This is a genomic window from Nitratidesulfovibrio sp. SRB-5 (assembly GCF_019931275.1).
Taxonomy (GTDB): Bacteria; Desulfobacterota; Desulfovibrionia; order Desulfovibrionales; family Desulfovibrionaceae; genus Cupidesulfovibrio.
Map to the genome: position 1 here is coordinate 837,715 of NZ_JAIOTY010000002.1, position 19,567 is coordinate 857,281.

General features: G+C 68.7%; 11 protein-coding genes. 4 read left to right on the forward strand and 7 right to left on the reverse strand.

What is annotated here, in order from left to right; all coding sequences use genetic code 11:
• Positions 1-7 precede the first annotated feature (7 nt).
• Complete coding sequence (gene eutC, locus K6142_RS10965; RefSeq protein ID WP_190244698.1) at positions 8-850, forward strand: ethanolamine ammonia-lyase subunit EutC; 843 nt, start codon at positions 8-10, stop codon at positions 848-850.
• 121 nt (positions 851-971) lie between these two features.
• On the opposite strand, the gene K6142_RS10970 is transcribed toward eutC, so the two are convergent.
• The 6 genes from K6142_RS10970 to K6142_RS10995 form a co-directional block, all read right to left on the reverse strand.
• A complete protein-coding gene (locus K6142_RS10970; RefSeq protein WP_190244697.1) occupies positions 972-4,253 on the reverse strand; it encodes an ATP-binding protein in 3,282 nt (1,093 codons plus the stop codon).
• Between the two features lie 279 nt (positions 4,254-4,532).
• Positions 4,533-5,129 carry a cupin domain-containing protein gene (locus tag K6142_RS10975; protein ID WP_223290327.1) on the reverse strand — a complete coding sequence of 199 codons (597 nt, stop codon included), beginning with the start codon at positions 5,127-5,129 and terminating at the stop codon, positions 4,533-4,535.
• A 170-nt stretch (positions 5,130-5,299) separates the two neighbouring features.
• Entirely contained in the window at positions 5,300-6,451 is a 1,152-nt protein-coding gene (locus K6142_RS10980) for a sensor domain-containing diguanylate cyclase (protein ID WP_190244696.1), read from the reverse strand.
• A gap of 200 nt (positions 6,452-6,651) precedes the next feature.
• The gene (locus tag K6142_RS10985; protein ID WP_190244695.1) at positions 6,652-8,286 is read right to left on the reverse strand and encodes a Mur ligase family protein; all 1,635 of its coding nucleotides are present in this window, start codon (positions 8,284-8,286) and stop codon (positions 6,652-6,654) included.
• A complete protein-coding gene (locus K6142_RS10990) occupies positions 8,279-9,199 on the reverse strand; it encodes an alpha/beta fold hydrolase (protein ID WP_223290326.1) in 921 nt (306 codons plus the stop codon). Before K6142_RS10990 ends, K6142_RS10985 begins: the two co-directional genes overlap by 8 nt.
• A 375-nt stretch (positions 9,200-9,574) precedes the next feature.
• Positions 9,575-10,801: a D-alanine--D-alanine ligase gene (locus K6142_RS10995; RefSeq protein WP_190244693.1), complete on the reverse strand. Its 1,227-nt coding sequence runs from the start codon at positions 10,799-10,801 to the stop codon at positions 9,575-9,577.
• A gap of 574 nt (positions 10,802-11,375) precedes the next feature.
• Between K6142_RS10995 and K6142_RS11000 the strand changes: the two genes are divergently transcribed.
• The 3 genes from K6142_RS11000 (at position 11,376) to K6142_RS11010 (ending at position 17,845) form a co-directional block, all read left to right on the forward strand.
• Entirely contained in the window at positions 11,376-14,195 is a 2,820-nt protein-coding gene (locus tag K6142_RS11000; protein ID WP_223290325.1) for a molybdopterin-dependent oxidoreductase, read from the forward strand.
• 213 nt (positions 14,196-14,408) lie between these two features.
• Entirely contained in the window at positions 14,409-15,458 is a 1,050-nt protein-coding gene (locus tag K6142_RS11005; RefSeq protein ID WP_190244692.1) for an ABC transporter substrate-binding protein, read from the forward strand.
• Between the two features lie 170 nt (positions 15,459-15,628).
• Entirely contained in the window at positions 15,629-17,845 is a 2,217-nt protein-coding gene (locus K6142_RS11010) for a PAS domain-containing sensor histidine kinase (protein ID WP_190244691.1), read from the forward strand.
• A 255-nt stretch (positions 17,846-18,100) separates the two neighbouring features.
• Here the strand turns inward: K6142_RS11010 and K6142_RS11015 are convergent, their stop codons facing one another.
• Positions 18,101-19,543, reverse strand: a complete 1,443-nt coding sequence (locus K6142_RS11015) for a catalase (RefSeq protein WP_190244690.1) — start codon at positions 19,541-19,543, stop codon at positions 18,101-18,103.
• Positions 19,544-19,567: the final 24 nt, after the last annotated feature.

A 19,567-nucleotide genomic window follows, 5' to 3' on the forward strand; every position in this document is an offset into this window, starting at 1 on the left:
GGACGCCATGGACAGGGCACGAGACGACGACCTTGCGGCGCGGCCCGCCCCGGTGACCGACGACACCTGGAGCGACCTGCGCCGCCACACCGATGCCCGCATTGCCCTGGGTCGTTGCGGCATCAGCCTGCCGCACGGCCGGTGGCTGGATTTCCGCATGGCTCACGCCAGGGCGCGCGACGCGGTGCTGACCCCCTTCGACATGGCGGGCGTGCGCGCCGCCCTGGAACGGGGCGGCGTACAGTGCCTGGAACTGCACAGCGCGGCGGCGGACACGGCGGAATTCCTGGCCCGACCGGACAAGGGCCGCCAGCTTTCCGATGCCTCGCGGGGCATCCTGCGCGAGGCATCGGCTGGGCAGGCAAAGGGCGCTTCGGACGCAAAAGGGGCGGACATCTGCGTGGTGGTCAGCAGCGGGCTTTCCGCCCGCGCCGTGCACGAGAACGCCGCCCCCTTCGCCCTGCGGTTTCTGGAGCAGGCCCGCGCGGCGGGCTACACCGCCACGCCCGTGGCGCTGGTGGACCACGGGCGCGTGGCCGTGGCCGACGAGGTGGCCCACCTGCTGGGCGCGCGGCTGGTGGTGATGCTGATCGGCGAGCGGCCCGGCCTCAGCTCGCCCAATTCGCTGGGCGTCTACCTGACCCATGCGCCCGTGCCCGGCTGCACGGACGAGGCCCGCAACTGCATCTCCAACGTGCGTCCCGGCGGCCTTGCCATCGAAGAAGGCGTGCGCAAGCTGTGCTATCTGGTGCAGGGGGCCTTTGCCGCCGGGCTTACCGGCGTGAACCTGAAGGACGACATGCCGGGCGACTACCTGCCCTTTGCCCCGGTGCACGCTCTGAAGGACTGAGCTTCCGCCCGTTTTCGCGCGCACCAGCCGGTGCCGCGTCTACCGGATGCCGTGCCCACCGGGTGTCGTGTCCACCAGATGCCGTGCCGGCGCATTCCGCCCGTACGGCCTTGCGGCCCGGCTATCCTTGCCGTGTTGTCTGTCCCTGCCCGCACAGGCGGCCAATGACCGCATGCAGCGTATCCATGTCCGTGGGCTTGGTGGCGTAGGCGTCCATGCCTGCGCCCATGAATCGTTCCCGGTCACCCTCCATGGCGTAGGCGGTCAGGGCCACGACGGGAATGCCTGCCCTGTCCGGCCCGGCCTCCCCCTTGCGAATGCGGGCAACGGCCTCCATGCCGTCCATGATGGGCATCTGGATGTCCATGAGCACCATGTCGAACGAGCCGCCAGCCAACGCGTGCAGGCCAGCGCGCCCGTCTCCCGCCACGGTGACGGTATGCCCCGCCTTTTCCAGCATCCGTCGCACGGCCAGCTGGGTTACCGTGTCGTCTTCCACCAGCAGGATCCGGCAGGGCGATGCCGCATCTGGGCGGGGGGCCGGTGCCGCGCCCCGCGCGCCAGGCATGCCGGGCACGCCAGCCACGCCGGGCACATCGGGAAGGTCAGGCGCATTCGCCGTATCCGGCGCCTCCGTTCTTTCGCCGGTATCGGGCACTAGGGTGAAGGGCAGACTGACGCAGGCCGTGGTGCCCGCGCCTTCCTGGCTTTCGATGGTGATTTCCCCGCCCATCAGGTGCACCAGCCGCTTGCAGATGGAAAGCCCCAGCCCGGCGCCCTGGTGCGAGCGGCGCATTCCGTTGCTGGCCTGGGTGAACGGCTCGAACAGTTCGCCCAGCTTGTCTTCCGGAATGCCGCACCCCGTGTCCGAAATGGTGAACAGCACCCGGCAGGCGGGGCCGTGCGGCGGGGGCAGGCGGTGGACCGCCAGGGTGATGCCGCCGCTTCTGGTGAACTTGAAGGAATTGCCCAGCAGGTTGGTGAGCACCTGCTGCACCCGCACGATGTCGCCAAGCAGGGTTTCGGGGGTGGCCGGGTCCATGCGCACGTCGAGCCGTATCCCCGCTTGCAGCGAAATGGGCAGGAACAGTTCCACCACCTGCTGCACCGCTGCCGCAAGCCGGAAGGGCACGTGGCGGATATCCAGCTTGCCCGATTCGATGCGCGACAGGTCCAGCATGTCGGAAAGCAGCCGCGCCAGCCGCCTGCCGGACTGGATGGCGATGTTCGCATAGTCCGCCTGCTCGGCACCCAGCCGGGTGGTGTGCATGAGCTGGAGCATGCCCAGGATGCCGTTGAGCGGGGTGCGTATCTCGTGGCTCATGTTGGCCAGGAATTCGCTCTTGGCCTTGCTGGCGGCCTCTGCCCGCAGCTTGGCGTTGAGCAGTTCGATTTCCGCCGTCTTGCGTTCGGTGATGTCCTGAAGCGTGCCCAGGATGAGCTGCTCCCCGTGCTCTTCCACGCAGCCCACCGCGCGCAGGTGGGTCCACTTGCGGGTGCTCCTGCTGGTGACGACCTCGCATTCCATATCCACGGGGGTGCCGTCGCGGGCCACGGTTCGCAGCATCTGCCACACCCCGGGCCGGTATTCCGGCGCGTAGAGCGAAATGCTCTCGGCAAGCCCCGGCTTGTAGTTCGGCGGCACCTCGAGGATGCGGTTGACCTCGTCGGTCCAGACCAGCCTGTCGGACCGGGTGCCCGCCTTCCATCCGCCCACGCGGGTGATGCGCTGGGTTTCCAGCAGGAACATTTCGCGTTCGCGCAGGGTGTCTTCCGCCCGGCGGCGTTCGGTGAGGTCTTCCGCCATTATCAGGCCGTACAGGTGTCTGCCGCCCGGCGCGAAGATGCACTTGAGAATGCAGCTGACCAGCGTGGTCTTGCGGCCCGCCACCGAGGTGTAGCTGCCCTCGTAACGGCCTATGCCGCCTTCGAAGGCGGTGCGCACGGCCCGCAGCATTTCGGGGTCGCGCACGTCGTGCAGCATGTTCAGCCCCAGCACCTTGTGGCGCGGCGCCCCCACGATTTCCTGGAACTTGGCGTTCAGGGCAATGATGCCGCCTTCGCCGTCGAAGTGGGCGATGCCCACGGGCGACTGGTCGAACAGGATGCGGTAGCGTTCCTCGCTGTGGCGGATGTCCGTTCTGGCCTGGCGCAGGCGGATGACGTGAAAGATCAGGAAGAGCGTCAGAGCCAGGATGACCACCAGCGCCGCCGCCGCCACCCGCAGTTCGCGCCGGTAGACCACCCACGGCGACGAGGGGGCGTTGAGGATGCGGCTGCCCGGCGGCAGTTGGCTTTCCGCGATGCCGAAGCGCGCCAGCACCTGATGGTCGAAGATGTACCTGTTGGCCGCGTCGCCCTCGATCACGGGGATGTCGCCGGGGGATGCGCCGTTCATGATGCGCAGGGCCAGTTGCGCCGCGATGCGCCCCTGCTCGAAGTGCGAAATGACCTTGCCGCCCGCCAGCCCCTTGCCCAGGCCGTGCTCCCACAGGTGGAACACCGGCGCGTCGGCGTGGCGCAGGATGAAGGCCAGGCTTTCCTCGAACGGTCTGGGTGCGCCCGCCGCGTCTTCGTACGCCGAAAGCAGCAGGATGGCGTCGGTGTCGGGCAGGGCGGCCACGCGGCGGGCCAGGTCGTCCCAGGTCAGGTTTTCCAGCGACAGTTCCCGGCTGGGGGCCGGGACGTTGCGGGCCGCCAACTCGCGAAAGGTCAGCATGTCCGCCCGGCCGGACAATGTGGCGTCCGAGATGGCGTGAATGGTGCCGCGCGGGCGCAACTGGCGGATCAGGTCCAGCGTTTCCTGCATGGAAACGGCCTCGATGACCCCGGCAAAGGCGGGGGAACCGCTCAGGCCCTGGGCCAGCGCCACGTTGTTGACCCCGCAGAAGACCACGGGCGTGGCGGGGAACAGGGCATCCCGGTGTTCCAGGGCAAGGTTCAGCGCGTTGTCGTCCGAGGTGATGATGACGTCGTACGGGGCCACGCGGGACAACTTGTAGCGTAGGTGGTCGAGAAAGTGGGCCTGGTTGCGCGGGTCGTTGAAGCGCTTGCTGTCCATGAATTCCACGTCCAGGGCCACGCCCGCCGGGTCCAGTTCCGAGCGGATGCCGTCGATCTGCTGGAAGAAGGTGGGGAAAGCCGGGTGGTAGGAACTGATCAGCAGGGCCCGTTGCGGCGCGGCAAGGCCGGGAGCGGGCCACGCGGCCAGCAGGAACGCACACGCGGCAATGGACAGCAGGGCGGAGGTCAGGGTGGATGTCAGGGCGGATATCGGGCCGGATGCTGGGCCGGATGCTGTGGCGGACGGCAGGCGCAAGGCGGTGCGTGCGGCAGGGGGGCGCGGCGTGGCGATGCCGGTGGAGCGGGGAGAGAAGGAGGGACAGGCGGTCCGGGTGCTCATGGAGGTGTCCGATCTGCTGCGGCGCGGCGGCAGGCCGCCGTGCGTTGCCCGTTGGAAAAGGCGGCATGCCGCCGCGCATGGGGATACGCGGGACTCCGGAGTCGGGTGTGCGCCCAAGCACCAATGTAGTGTATCCTTGCCGGGTATGCAGTCCCTGATTTTTTCAGGGGGTGGTGCGGCATGCGGAGAAGGCGAGACAATGAGGAGAAGCGGAGAGACGGCGGGCACAAGGCCAGTGCCCTGCGCCCCATGAGGAGAGGATGGCAGGAATCGGGTCGGCTATTGCCCCTGCTTGACGGCCAGCGGAGTGCCCGCCTGCCCGGCGTAGAAGACGATGATTTCTGCGGGCTCGCTGCCGGGGTTGAAGCCCTGATGCGGGTTGTTCACCACCTCCACGATGGGGTCGCCCGCCGCGAGGCGCAGTTCCTTGCCGTCCGACGTGGTGACCAGCAACTGGCCGCGTGTCAGCACCCCGGCGTTGATTACCGGGTGATGATGCAGGGGCAGCCGCGCCCCGGCGGGAATGGTGATGCGCAGGATGGTGACCTGCGGCTGGCCCTGCGGATACGCGGGCAGCGTGGCGCCGTCCCAACTGCGCTCCGACTGGACGAGCTGGACGGAACTGACGGCCTGCGAAGCTGGCTGGAGGGGGCGCTGGCCCGCAGTCTGGTCGGCGGACTGGAGGGCGGCGGGCGCGCTCGGGTGCCGGGCCGCACAACCGCCTGACAGCGTGAGGGCGCCCAGCATCAGGGAGCCCAGCATCAGGGCGGCCAGCACGCCGGATGGCGCCAGTCGGCAGGCCGGAAGTCTGGGGGTATGGTCGGCGAGGCCGGGGAAGCAGGCGTTGCCGGGGCAGAAGATGGTGGATGTGCGCATGCTGCTCCCCAAGGTGTGTTCAGGTGCGGGACCGCGACTGGGAACCGGCGGCAGGGCGCCCGCCATGCCTGGGCCGGGAGGGGGGGGCCTGGACGATGCGGAAAGGTGCCGGGCCGACCGGGCGTGGTCAGGGTGACAGCCGGGCGACGTCAGGCGGGAACGGGCGCCGCTCAGTGGGCGGTGGCGTCTGCCTTGATGTGCTTCTGGCGTTTGCGGTCGTACATCAGCGTATCGCACCGCTTCAGCAGGGCGTCAACGCATTCGCCGTCGCGCGAGCAGGCCAGCCCGTAGCTGAAGGCCACGCGGTACGGCCTGCCGAAGGCGGCATCCTGTTCCGCCAGGTCGTTTTCAAGGGTGCAGAGCCGTTCGTAGATGGCGGCGGGGTCGTTGTCGAACTGGACAACGGCGAATTCGTCGCCGCCAAAGCGCATCACGCTGAACCTTTCGTCAAAGGTTTTCCGCAGCCCTTCGGCAAGCGCCAGCAATGCATGGTCTCCGGCGGCATGCCCGTACCTGTCGTTGATGGCTTTCAGGCCGTCCATGTCCAGCAGGGCCACGCACATCTTCAGTTCGCGCATGCGGCGGGCCTTGGTGATGGCGTTGCGATAGGCGGTCCTGTTGGCCAGCTTGGTCAGTTCGTCGCGCTCGGACGAATTGATGAACACGGTCACCAGCAGGATGATGCACGAGATGGCCCAACTGCTCCAGATGGTCAGAAAGGTGAAGTAGTGCAGCTGGATGGCCGCGGTGATGGCGGGCAAGACCAACGCCAGGGCGAACAGGGCCGCTTCCTCCGCCCGCAGCCGGGCGCGCTGGCGGACCAGGACGCTTACCGCCAGGGTTTGGTAGCCGTAGAATATGGCCGGGGATATGACGAACCACGGCCCGCGCGAGTAGGTGTTGTCGGGGGCGACGGAAAACAGCAGTCCCTCGTTGTAGCTGAGTATGGCCAGTGCCGCGTTGCAGGCAAGGGGAAGCGTCCAGAACAGGATGGCAGGTGCGGCAAGGCGCACGCCGGTCCAATGGTGCAGGAAGGTCCACGTCAGAAAGGCGGGCGCGGGCACCAGCAGGAAGCCGATGCTGTTGACCAGCTTGCCGAGGGGGACAAGCTGCACGTTGTCGCGGATGGTGGCGTTGAAGTTGGCATCCAGAGCCACGCTGCATGCTTCAAGCACAAGCAGGATGAAGACGCACACCATGATTGATATGAGATGCCGGTGCGCGGGAATGCTTCTGTCGAGCTTGATGGCAGCCACTGCAATGGCTGGCAGCAAGGCGAGACACATGAGAATATCGACGTGGATCGTGGACAGGTATGTCATGAAGTGTGTCTGCTGGGTGTGCGGGGCTACATGCTGTTGCAGTTGCACATCGCGGGTGTCACAAGGCCGACTGTTCTTGCGAAAGCGGGCCGTTGTCTCCGTCGTGTCGTCTCCGTTATCGTGTCCGCGTCAGTAGAGCGTACCGGAACTGTTCCGTCAAGGGGCGGAGTAATGGGGGGGCGGTGGCCGGGAAGCGTCCCCTACACCCGCACCTTCTTTTCGTACAGGTCCGGCAGGTCGTTTTCCAGCAGCACGGCGTCGCCGGGGCCGATGTTGGCGGCCAGCCAGGCGCGGGCGGCGGCAAAGTCCGCGCATTCCACCACCAGTTGATCCGGCCCTGCGGCGGCGCGGAAGGCATCCACCAGCGTGGGGATGCGGGCCGGGGCCACGGCCAGCAGCACGTCGGCGCAGGCCGCGGCGCGCGCGCCGAGTTCCGCGTGGGCGCTGTCGTGCAGCGTGCCCAGTTCCACCATGCCGGGGGTCACCAGCACGCCGCGCTGCCCGGACTTGCGGTACAGGTCCAGCAGGTCGAGGGCGGAGGCGAAGCCGGAGGGGTTGGAGTTGTAGGCATCGTCGATGAGCACGGAACCGTCGGGCTGGGGCTTTACCTCCAGCCGGTGGGCGATTTGCGGCAGGCTGCGCAGGGCGCTGACCACCCGCTGCGGCTCCACGCCCACGCCGCACGCGGCGGCAAAGGCCAGGGCCACGTTGTCCACGTGGTGCATGCCGTGGATGGGCGCGCGCACCTCGTATTCCTGCCCCCGGTACAGCAGGCGCGCATGGATGCCGGAAAGGTCCTGCCCGGCGTCCAGCACGCGCACCGAAGGTTCCGCCACGCCCGCTCCGCCTGCGTCCGCGTTCACGTCCGCGCCAGCGCACAGCAGTACCGCGCCCGCGTTGGCGGCTGCAAAGTCGCGCGCGTGGTCGTACGCCAGCAGGGCGGCGGGCAGCACCACCCGGCCCCCACGGGCCACGGTGGCGTGCGCCAGTTCGAACTTGGCCCGCACCACGGTGGCCAGATCCTTGAAGCGTTCGTAGTGCGCCGGGCCCACGTTGGTGATGATGGCGAAATCGGGCGGTGCCAGCCTGCACAGCCGTTCGATGGAGCCGATGCCGTAGGCGCCCATTTCCGCGATGAAGAAGCGGTGCGCGTCGGTCAGCCGTTCCCGGATGATGCGCGAAATGCCCATGGGCGTGTTGATGCTGCCCGGCGTCATCAGCGTGGGGTGGTAGCAGCCCAGCACATGGGCCAGGATGTGCTTCACGCTGGTCTTGCCGTACGATCCGGTGACCGCGATCACCGTGGGAGCAAGGCGCAGCAGCTTTTCGTGAGCCTCGTTCCAGAAGCCCTGCTGGATGCGCGCCTCCACCGGGGCCAGCGATGCGTTGGCCGCAACCAGCGCCAGCGGCAGCGCCTGCACCCCGAGTATCCAGAACGGCAGCAGCGCAGCGGGTGCGGCGGGGCACAGGGCCAGCGCCACGGCGTACACCGCCGTCAGCCCCAGCGCCACGGACAGGATGCGCTTGACCCGCGCGGTGAGCACCAGCTTTTTCTTGGCGGCCTTGAGGGGGTTGTCTTCCACGGCGGCCACGGCCAGCAGCACGAATCCCGCCGCCCATTTGGCGTACGGTGCGGACTCCGGCGCGGCCAGTGCCGCGCCCCAGCAGGCCAGCAGGGGCAGGGTGGCGCGCTTGTCGAAGGCGCGGGCGGCGGCCATCCAGCGCAAGAAACGCGGGCCGTCGTATTCTTCCTGCTGAAAGATGTGCAGCCAGGTCAGGCCGCGCCGCACGGCGAACGCAAGAAACGCCGCGCCCAGAAACAGAGAGCTAGCCACCGAAGATTTCCTCGCAGAAGGTGTCCAGGGCGTACACGGCCTGATGGCCGCCCGCCGTCAGAATATCCAGATGCCCGAAGCGCGGCAGCACCTGCAGGTGCGCGTGCGGCAGCAGCCGGGCAAAGTCCTGCCCCATGGAGGGCGGGGTTTCCGTGTCGTTTTCTCCGTACAGCAGGTGCACGGGGCAGGCCACGCGGGCGGCCACGTCGGACAGGTTCTCGTTGACCACGCTGACGAACACGGGCCGCAGGGCGCCCGCGTTGGCGTAGTCCGCGCTGCCGAAGAAGCGGCGCACCCGCTCCGCGCCGAGGCCCAGCCAGTTGAGGTGCTTCAGCGTCTTGAACGCGGCGATGCGGCACCCGCGCGTGAATCTTTCCGTGGGGGTGCGGCGGCGGGGCAGCCCGGCGGCGGCCATCAGGAACAGGCCGTCCAGCAGGTCCGGATGGCGGGCCGCCAGTTGCAGGCCCACCCGGCAGCCGAAGGAATGCCCCACCCAGATGCGCCTGCCGCGCGGCAGGGTGCGCAGCCATGCGGCGGCGTGGTCGGCGTAGTCCTGCGTGCCCCAGGTGGCGGGCGGCATGCCGGAGCGGCCGAAGCCGGGCATGTCCAGCAGGTAGTTGTCCCGCCCGTGGGTGCAGGTGTTGGCCAGCGGCAGCAGGTTGGCGTGGGTGTGCATCCAGCCGTGCGCCCAAATGATCTGCGGGACAATCCGGGGGACTATTTGCGGGGCGGGGGTGCCCGCGTCCGCAGGGGCCGTGTCCGGGGCGTTGGCCGACTTTCGGCGGACGGGCGCGGCATTGGGCAGGTGCACCACGTGCAGGTATGGCCCCCCGTTTGCCACGGTTGAGGAAGTGGAGGAAGCGGCGGCGGAGGTGGCCGCGTCTGCGGCGGTCTGCGGGGTGGCGGAATCCATGCTGGCCTCAGGATGGTGTGTTCGGCGTGGCGGCCATTGCCCCTGTGCGTAAAGGCACGCGGGCGACAATGATGAGGGCGGGGCAAACGGCGTGGCGCGCCCCGTGGTGTACACCGGGGGCCCGCGAAGGGGCAAGGGGCGGGCGTATGGGGGCCCAACGGGCTGGGCCCGGACAGGTTGAGGCAGACAGGCTGGGGCCGGACAGGCTGAGACAGGCAGGTTGGGGGCAACACACTGGGCAAGGCTGCGGGCAGGGAGAAGCCCTTTGCCAGTGTTGCCCGCGCGAGGGCGACAAAACAAACGCGCGCCATCCGGCGGGGACGGCGCGCGTTGCATGCGAAAGAGGCAGGGGGACACGTATGTCCCCGGCAGTGACTACCGGCGGGGGAACAGCCGGGCGGCCTCGGGGGTCGGGTCCTCCGGGCAGGCGGTGTGCCGGGCCATGGCCCGCGCCTCGTCGATCATCAGCGAGAGCAGCCGGGTGAAGCGTATCGGGCTTTCCGCCGCTTCCCACAGGAAAAACGCGAACGAACCGGGGATGGGGTTCACCTCGTTCAGCCACACCTCGTCGCGGGTGGCGTCGTACATGAAGTCCATGCGCGGCGCGCCGGTGCCGCCAAAGGCCGCGTAGGTGCGCACCGCAAAGTCGCGGATGCGGCCTTCCAGGCTTTCGGGAAGGTCGGGGTTGATCTCTCGCGTCAGCGAAAGCATGCCCGCGCTGCCGGAATCGCCCGCGCTCTTGGTGCCGCCCATTCCGCCGGTCTTGCTGCCGGTCTTTCCGCCCGACGAAAGGTACTTCTGGCGAAAGTCCAGCAGTTCGCTGTCGCGCTTGGGCCGCTCGATGGCCGAGGTGGCGTGCCCCTCGCCGTCGCGCCGCACCGAAATGTTGTACTCCACGCAGCCGTCCAGATACGGCTCCACGATGGCCACGGTGTCGTTCCTGAACAGGCCGGGCAGCACCGCTTCGATGTCCTCGATGGAATCCACCTTGGCCACGCCGATGCTGCTGCCAAGGTGCGCGGGCTTCAGGCAGCCGGGCAGGGTGATGCCCGCCAGCGCGGCCTCGATGTCGGCGCGCGGGGGCAGCAGGCCGCCCACGGGCTTGCGCAGCACCGCGCAGGGCAACATGGGAATGCCGGTGCCGGCCAGGGCCTGCTTGGTGGCCGCCTTGTCCATGAAGATGGCGGAAGCCAGCACGCGCATGCCGGTGTAGGGAATGCCAACGGCCTCGAACAGGCCCTGCATGTCGCCGTCTTCGCCGTAGGGACCGTGGAAGGCGGGGATGGCCACGTCGAAGGGAATGCGCCTGGGCTTGCCGAACAGCCTGGAGGTCTGCTCCACCAGCATGCCGCCCTTGCCGGGGGCGATTTCCAGCGACACGGCGGGCAGGCCGTCGGCCTCGCGGGCGGGGATGTAGGTGGCGCGGTCCAGCAGTTTTTCGCCGGTGCGCCAGACGCCGCAGCGGTCCACGTAGACGGGCACGGGTTCGTACTGCGCGGCGTCCAGGGCCTGGATGACCTGCAAGCCGGTGACGATGCTGACGTCATGCTCGGGCGAACGCCCGCCGAAAAAGACCGCGACGCGGATTTTGCCGTTGGACATGATGGCTTCCTGTATGGTTTGCGGGCGCGGCGCGGGGCCGTGCGGCCCGCCATGTGGCGGTGGCGGGGTGACCTGCCGCGCGGCGCTGGCCTTCCGGAATGCGGGAGACGGCGCGCGGCGGGTGCCAGCCTGTGGCACCCTTGCCCCATGGCGCCGTGGGTGTCAATTGGCAGGTGGGCGGCGCGGGGCGCCCGGACGGGTGCGGCGGAACGGACGGAAGTGCCCGGCGCGGGGGCGGTGCCGTCATGGTTGTAGCGCCGGGGCGTCCCCTGCACAAGGGCCGGTTGGGGCCGGGTGCAGACCGGACGTGGACCGGACGTGGACCGGACGTGGACCGGACGCGGGCCGGGCTGGCGACGGGGCGGGTGACGGGGCTGGTGACGGGGCGGGTGACGGATGCTTGCCGGAGTGGGCCGGACGGGTGGAGACCACGTGGCGGTCACGCCGAGGGCACGGGGCCGCTTGCCGCGCCGGGGCGGCTGTGCCATGAACGGGACTACGGGCGTGCGGGCAGGGCTCGTCCTTTCCGGCCTGCGGGCCGCCATCCGGGGTTGCGCCACGGGATGGAAACGACATGCGCAGCACATCGGCCCATGCTCCCCATGGGGCAGAAGCGGACTCCGGCCACTCTTCCGGCCACTCTTCCGGCCACGCGGCAGGCCACGCCTGCATCGAACAACGCATCATCACCAGTTGCACCCGCGACTGCCCCAACAGCTGCGGGCTTGTGGCCACCGTGCGAGATGGCCGCCTGGTGCGGCTGGCGGGCGACCCGGACCACCCGCTGACGCGCGGCAAGGCCTGCGTCAAGGCGCAGCGCTACGTGAAGCGGGTGTACAGCCCGGAGCGCATCACGCACCCGCTGCTGCGCGACCACCGCCACCAGCCCTGGCGCCGCGCCACCTGGGACGAGGCGCTGGACCGCATCGCCGCGCGCATGACCACCATCCGCGACGAATCCGGCACGGAAGCCATCCTGTACTATCAGGGCTATGGCGAACGCACCGCGCTGAAGCTGCTGAACCGCTACTTCTTCAACCTGTTCGGCGGGGTGACCACCCTGCGCGGCTCGTTGTGCGGCGGGGCGGGGCAGGGGGCGCAGAACCTCGACTTCGGCCAGCGCGTCTCGCACGACCCGCTGGACCACTGCAACAGCAACTCGCTCATCCTGTGGGGCCGCAACCCGGCGTCCACCCAGATCAGTCTGGTGCCCATCCTGCGCGGCATCCGCAAGCGGGGGGGCACGGTGGTGCTGGTGGACCCGGTCCGCAACCGTTCGGCCCCGCTGGCCGACCGGCACATCGCCCCGCGCGCGGGCACCGACGCCTTTCTGGCCATGGCCGTGACCAAACTCATTGTGCGCGCGGGGGGCGAGGACCGTGAATTCATGGCGCGCCACGCCGAGGGCGCGGCGGAATACCTGCGCATACTTGACCGGTACACGGTGGACGACCTGTGCGCCCGCTGCGGCGTGGACGTGGCCGACGCGGAATTTCTGGCGGACATGATGCTGCGCCAGCGGCCCACGTCCATCCTGCTGGGCTGGGGCATGCACCGGCACGAGGCGGCGCACCTGTCCATCCGCGCCGTGGATGCGCTGGGGGCCATCAGCGGCAACATCGGCGTGCCGGGCGGCGGCGTGAGCCAGGGCTTCGAGGAATACGGCCCCTACGACCAGCAGTACTGGGGCGACGGGTTGAACCCGCCCCGGCGCACCCTGTTGCTGCCCGAGATCGGCCGCGAGATTCTGGACGCGCGCGACCCGGAAATCCGCATGCTCATGGTCACGGCGGGCAACCCGGCCTGCATGGCGGCCGATGCCGGGGCCGTTGCCCGCGCCTTCCGCACGGCGGAATTCGTGGTCTATTCCGGCCACTTCATGGACGACACGGCGGACCTTGCCCACGTCTTCCTGCCCGCCACCACCTTTCTGGAAGAAGACGACGCCATGGCCAGCTACGGCCACAACTACGTGGGGCCGGTGAACAGGGCCATCGAGCCGGTGGGCGAGTGCCGCTCGGAATTCATGATGTTCCACGACCTTGCGGCGCGCTTTCCCTTTGCTGACCGCTTCCGGCGCGGCGTGGACGAATGGCTGCGCGACCTGTGCGCGCCCATGTGGGAACAGGACTGCACGCCGGAGCGGCTGCGCGCCGGGGCCTTCCGGCTGGATGCGCCCATGGTGCCCTACGCGGACAGGACCTTTCCAACGCCGTCCGGCAGGTTCCGGTTCATGGCCGACTTCGACCCGGCCGGGCTCGGCGCGGTGGACCCCGACTATCCCTACCGCCTGCTGACCATCGCCCCGCACGGGTACATCTGCTCCGAACGCACCATGGCCGAGCACGACGCCCTGACCGAGGTGGCGCTGGCCACGGAAGAGGCCGCACGGCTGGGCCTGCCCGACGGCGCGGTGGTGCGGGTGGAAAGCAGCGTGGGCGCGGTGAAGGCCATCCTGCGCACCGCAGACGGCCAGCGTCCGGACATCCTGGTGGCCGAGCGGGGCGGCTGGAACAAGGCCGGGCACGGGCTGAACCTGCTCACCCGCGCCCTGTCCAGCCGGGTGGGGCGCGGCACGCCGTACTACGAAACCTGCGTGCGGGTAACCCCGTGGCCCAACGACGGCGTCACCGGGCTGCGCGTGTTGGTGGTGCGGCCCGGCAACGACGCCCCCGGCGGCAGCTTCTGCAAGGAACTGGCACGCTGCGGCGCGGCGCTGACCACCCTGCGGCCGGGGCGCGGAGACGCGCTGCCGTCCCGCGACGAGGCCCTGTCCGGGTACGACGCGCTGGTGGTGTTGGGCGGGGCGCAGCACCGCCGGGACAACGAAGGTTCGCCCCATTTCCCGCACCTGATGGACCTGCTGCGCGCCTTCGGCGCGGCGGGCAGGCCGGTGGCGGGGATCTGCCTGGGGGCGCAGCTGCTGGCCCGCGCCCACGGCGGCAGACCGTGGGCCATGGGCGCGCTGGAGTTCGGCTTCGTGCCCCTTGCCCCCACCGAGGCGGGCCTGACTGATTCCGTGCTGGGGCCCGCATTGTCCGGCGCGTTGCCCCTGCCGCACCTGATGTCCTTCCATGAAGACACCTTCGACCTGCCGCAAGGGGCCACCCTGCTGGTGCAGGGCGCCCGGTGCCGCAACCAGTGCTTTCGCGTGGGCAACGCCTCGTACGGTTTCCAGTTCCATCTGGAAGTGGATGCCGCCATCGTGCAGGACTGGGTGGACATGTTCCGCAAGGGGCGCATGAGCGAATACGCCGCCTGCCGCGAGAAGTTCGACGACGCGTACTTCGACGAACTGGCCCGCGACATGCCCCTGCTGGCGGAAGCCTCGGAGGCGTTCTGCCGCAAGGTGGCGGCGGCGTGGCTGGGGCTTGCCCGGCAGCGGGGGGATTGAACCCGCCCGCAGGCACCGCCTGCGCATGCAGGCGAAACTTTGGCCCCGCGCCGGGTTTTTCCGTGCGCGCCAGCGGCGGACGACAGTGGCTTTGGCGCAGTCCCGGGCCTGTGGCACTGATGGACATGGCGGCGACTTTGTTCCATGATGCAAAATGGCGGGTGCCGCTGTTACGGTTGCGGCATCCGGCCACGGACTCGTCATGGGGGTGCCATGGTACGCCGTTTCCGTTTCATCCTGCTGTTGGCGGCGCTGCTGCCGATCATGCTTGCCGGGGGCGCGGCGTTTTCGCAGGCCGCCCCGGCGCGCACTGCGTTGACGCGGGTGTGCGTGGTGCAGAGTTACCATTCAGACTATATATGGTGTCGGAACATCAATGAAGGCATCCGCGACGCATTGCGGGACGCGGGGGTCGTCATCGAGGTGTTCTATCTGGACGCCAAGCGCAATCCTTCGCCCGACCATCTGCGCGCCGCCGCGCGGAGCATTGCCGCCCGCATCGCGGAACTGGAACCCAGGGTGGTGATAACCGTGGACGATGCGGCACAGCTGTACCTGGCCGTGCCGTACCTGATGGGCAAGGGCGTGGACGGCCGAGGGCCGCAGGTGGTGTTCTGCGGGGTCAACGCCCCGTTGGGCAGCTATGGGTATCCGGCATCCGACGTTACCGGCGTGCGCGAACGCTGGCACTTTCGCGAAGGGTTCGACCTGCTGCGCAAGATAGACCCCCGCATCAGGAACGTGGCGGTGCTGCTGGATGATTCGGAATCCGCCGGGTACGTGCTGGCCGACATGCGCGACGACATGACCCGCAACGGTCCCTTTGCCCTGCAACTGTCCGACGTGGCCATGGTGCGCACCTTTCAGGAATGGAAACGGGCGGTGCTTTCCGCTCAGGAGCATGCCGATGCCCTGGCGCTGGGCCTGTACCATTCGCTGGTGGATGCCTCCACAGGCAAGACGGTGCCCGCCGAAACCGTGCGCGACTGGAACCTTTCCGTGTTGCGCAAGCCCACGCTGGGCTTCAGCGATGCCACGCGCGACCATGGCCACCTGTGCGGCATACTGGAGTCTGCCCACGAGCAGGGCCTGCTGGCGGGCCGCATGGTGCGCCATCTGGTGCTGCGCGGGGGGCGGGCGGGCGACCTGCCCGTGGCCATCAACCAGCAGGGTCTGGTGTTCGTCAACCTGAAGACGGCGGAGCGTCTGGGGCTGGTCATTCCCTACGAGATCATCAAGGCGGCGGATCTGGTCATCCAATGAATTCCCCCGATCAGCAAAGCCAGCCAAACCAGCCAGGCCATTCGGACACGCCCGCCAGGCCCGTCAGGCCCGTCAGGCCAGACCGGCCAGACCGGCCAGACCGGCCAGAGCGGCCAGATCGGGCAGACGGGTCAGCCCCGCACGCGTCGGGCAGCCCCCGGATATGGGGCATGCCCGAGCGGTTCATCGCCACGGCGCTCACTGCGGTGTTCATCGGGGTGCTGGTCATTTCCGGCGTGGCCTATCGCTATACCCGCGGCGCGGCAGAGGAAATGGCCGGTGCGCAGATGGTGCAGGCGCTGGAGTTGCTGGACCGCGACGTATCCGGGCGGGTGCGCGACATCGCGCGGCGTACTGTCCTTGTCAGCCAGGAAGAGGTGCTGCAACTGGCGCTGGAGGATTCGTACCTGGGGCGCTCCGCGCGGGTGTCGGCCCAGCGCAGGTTGGATGCCTTCGTGCAGGTTGGCGGGTTCAGCCATCTGCTGCTGGCCGATCGGGCAGGAATGGTGGTGTTGGCCACCCTGCCACTGGACGGGGACCGGATGAATATTTCCGGTCGCGATACGTTCCGGTCGGCCATGCGGGGTGTCTCTGCCCTGGAACTGGTGGAGAAATCGCGGCTTACCGGGGGGGCGGTGCTGGTCACCGCAGAACCCGTGCGAGGTTCCGATGGCGAGGTGGCGGGCATTGTGGCGGCCATTACCGCCATGGATGTCTTTGCGCGGGACATTCTGGACAGCGTGCATCTGGGCGCGGCGGGCGGTGCGTACATCCTGAGCGGTACGGGGCGGCTGCTGGCACGCCCCGCGTGGGCCGGGCCCGAGGATTTTTCGCCCGACGCACGACTGCTGGAAATGCTGCTCGCGGGTGACGGCGCGGTGCCGGGCGCCAACCTGGCCCCCCAGGCGGTGCGGAGGGCGGGACGGCAACACTTGATCACGTTCCGGCGCAACGCGGCCACCGACTGGTTTCTGGTGGTCGAGGCGGACGAAGGGGACATCCTGGCCCCGGCGCGCCGTCTGGCTGCGGCCAGCGGGGGCATATCGCTGGTCACGCTGGCCTGCGTGGCGCTGGCGCTGGGCGCGCTGCAACGGGCCATGGCCCGGTTGCGCCGGTCCGAGGACCGTTTTTCCAGCCTGTTCCGCCTTTCGCCGGACAGCGTTCTGCTGGTGGCGCCGGAGAGCGGCGTGGTGGAAGACGTCAACGATGCCGCTGCCGCCGCGTTCGGCCTGTCTCGCCAGGCCGTGGCGGGCCGCAGGGTGGGGGATCTGGGCATTTTTCCCGACGATTCCGTGCGGCAAGGCGTGTGGGCGCGGCTGAAGGACGAAGGAACCATCCGCAACGTGGAAGTGGCGGGGCGCGCCCCGGATGAGGGGGACGGGCCAGATGGGGCAGGCGGGCCAGATGGGGCAGGCGGGCGGGAAGTGTTCCATTCCCTCTCCGGCCAGGCCATGGACATCGGCGGCAGATCCCTGTTCATGCTGGTGCTGCGCGACGTGACCGAACTGAAGAAGATGCAGGCGGTGATGATCCAGACCGAGAAGATGATTTCGGTGGGGGGCATTGCGGCGGGCATCGCCCACGAGATCAACAACCCTCTCGGCGCCATCATGCAGGCTTCGCAGAACATGCAGCAGCGCATGAACACCGTGCTGCCCGCCAATATCGCCGCGGCGCAGGAGGTGGGGCTGGACCTTGATGCCCTGCAACGCTACCTGCGGATACGCAAGGTCGACCGGTTCATCGAGGACATCCGGGCGGCGGGCATTCGTGCCGCGTCCATCATCCGGCACATGCTGGACTTCAGCCGTGGCAGCGCCGCACGCAGCACCGCCTGCGACCTGCGGGGGCTGATGGACCGCGCCGTGAACCTTGCGGCCAGCGACTACGACCTGAAGAAGAACTACGATTTCAGAAAGATCCGCATAGACATTCACGTGGCGGATAACCTGCCCCCGGTGCCCTGCGTGGAGACGGAGGTGGAACAGGTGCTGTTGAATCTGCTGCGCAACGCGGCGCAGGCACTGGCGGGCATGGACCCGCGCCGCGACGACCCGCGCATCGTGCTGCGCGCCTTTGCGCTGGAGGGGTGGCTGCGCCTGGAGGTGGAGGACAACGGCCCCGGCATGACGCCGGAGGTGCAGCGCCGCATCTTCGAGCCGTTCTATACCACCAAGCCGCCCGGGGTGGGCACGGGGCTTGGCCTGTCGGTGTCGTACTTCATCATTACCAAGGGGCACGAGGGGCGCATGGACGTGGAGTCGCGCCCTGGCGAGGGCAGCGTGTTCCGCGTCGACCTGCCCTTGGACGGGCTGTCCACGGGGGCAGGGCCTTCCCGGCGTGAAGACGGCGGGGATGCCCCTCCGGACGATACAGCCCTGTCCTGAACGGACGGCTTCAGTCCCTGCCCCATGACATGACGCACAAGGCCCCCGGCGTGACGCCGGGGGCCTTTCCGCGTGGCCGTGCAGGGGGGGCCCGCAGACAGCAGGATGCATCAAGGAACGGATGCATCACGGGGGGTCCGCCGGGCATCCCGCCAGATGCGGGGTGCAGCCCGCGTTGCCGGAATGCCGGAGCGGAAGATTGGGCGGCGAGGGGGCGGCGGGCGGTTCCGCTGGGGATGCCCGCCGCCGGTGGCGCTACATCTTCAGGCCCAGGGCCTTGGCCACGCCCGCGCCATAGGCCGGGTCGGCCTTGGCGCAGTTGCCCACGTGGCGGCGCTTGATCTCTTCCGGCGCATCGCCCATGGCCCGCGCGGTGTTCTGGAACAGCTCGTCCTGCTGCTGCGGGGTCATCAGGCGGAACAGGCGTCCGGGCTGGTCGTAGTAGTCGGCGTCGTCCTCGCGGAAGTTCCAGTGCGCGGCATCGCCCTTGATGGCCAGGGGCGGCTCCGCGAAGTCGGGCTGCTCCTGCCATTCGCCGTAGCTGTTGGGCTCGTAGGCCAGGGTGCTGCCGTGGTTGCCGTCAACGCGCATGGCCCCGTCGCGGTGATAGCTGTGCACCGGGCAGCGCGCGGCGTTGACCGGGATCAGGTGGTGGTTCACGCCTAGGCGGTAACGGTGCGCGTCGCCGTAGGAGAACAGGCGGCCCTGCAACATCTTGTCGGGCGAAAAACTGATGCCCGGCACGACGTTGGCGGGGTTGAACGCGGCCTGTTCCACTTCGGCGAAGTAGTTTTCCGGGTTGCGGTTCAGTTCCAGCACGCCCACCTCGATGAGCGGGTAGTCCTTGTGGAACCACACCTTGGTCAGGTCGAAGGGGTGGTAGGGCAGCTTTTCCGCGTCCTTTTCGGGCATGACCTGCACGTACATGGTCCACTTGGGGAAGTCGCCGCGTTCGATGCTGTCGTACAGGTCGCGCTGGTGGCTTTCGCGGTCCCTGGCCACGATGGCCTCGGCCTCGGCGTCGGTCAGGTTCCTGATGCCCTGCTGGGTGCGCAGGTGGAACTTTACCCAGTAGCGCTGGTTGTCCGGGCTGATGAAGCTGAAGGTGTGGCTGCCGAATCCGTGCATGTGCCGGTAGCTGGCGGGAATGCCCCGGTCGCTCATGACCACGGTGACCTGGTGCAGCGCCTCGGGCAGGGATGTCCAGAAGTCCCAGTTGTTCTTCGCGCTGCGCATGTTGGTGCGCGGGTCGCGCTTCACGGCGTGGTTCAGGTCGGGGAATTTCAGCGGGTCGCGCAGGAAGAAGACCGGGGTATTGTTGCCCACCAGGTCCCAGTTGCCCTGTTCAGTGTAGAACTTGATGGCGAAGCCCCGGATGTCGCGTTCCGCGTCGGCGGCGCCGCGCTCGCCCGCCACGGTGGAGAAGCGCACGAACAGATCGGTCTTCTTGCCGATTTTCGAGAACAGGGCGGCCTTGGTGTACCTGGTGATGTCGTGGGTGACGGTGAAGGTGCCGTACGCGCCGGACCCCTTGGCATGCATGCGCCGCTCGGGGATCACCTCGCGGTCGAAGTGGGCCAGTTTTTCCAGAAACCACACGTCTTGCAGCAGCATGGGGCCGCGCGGCCCGGCGGTCATGGCGTTCTGGTTGTCGGGTACCGGGGCGCCTGCGTTGGTGGTGAGCTTGTGCTTCGTCATGGGTTCCTCCTGTTGGGGGTGACT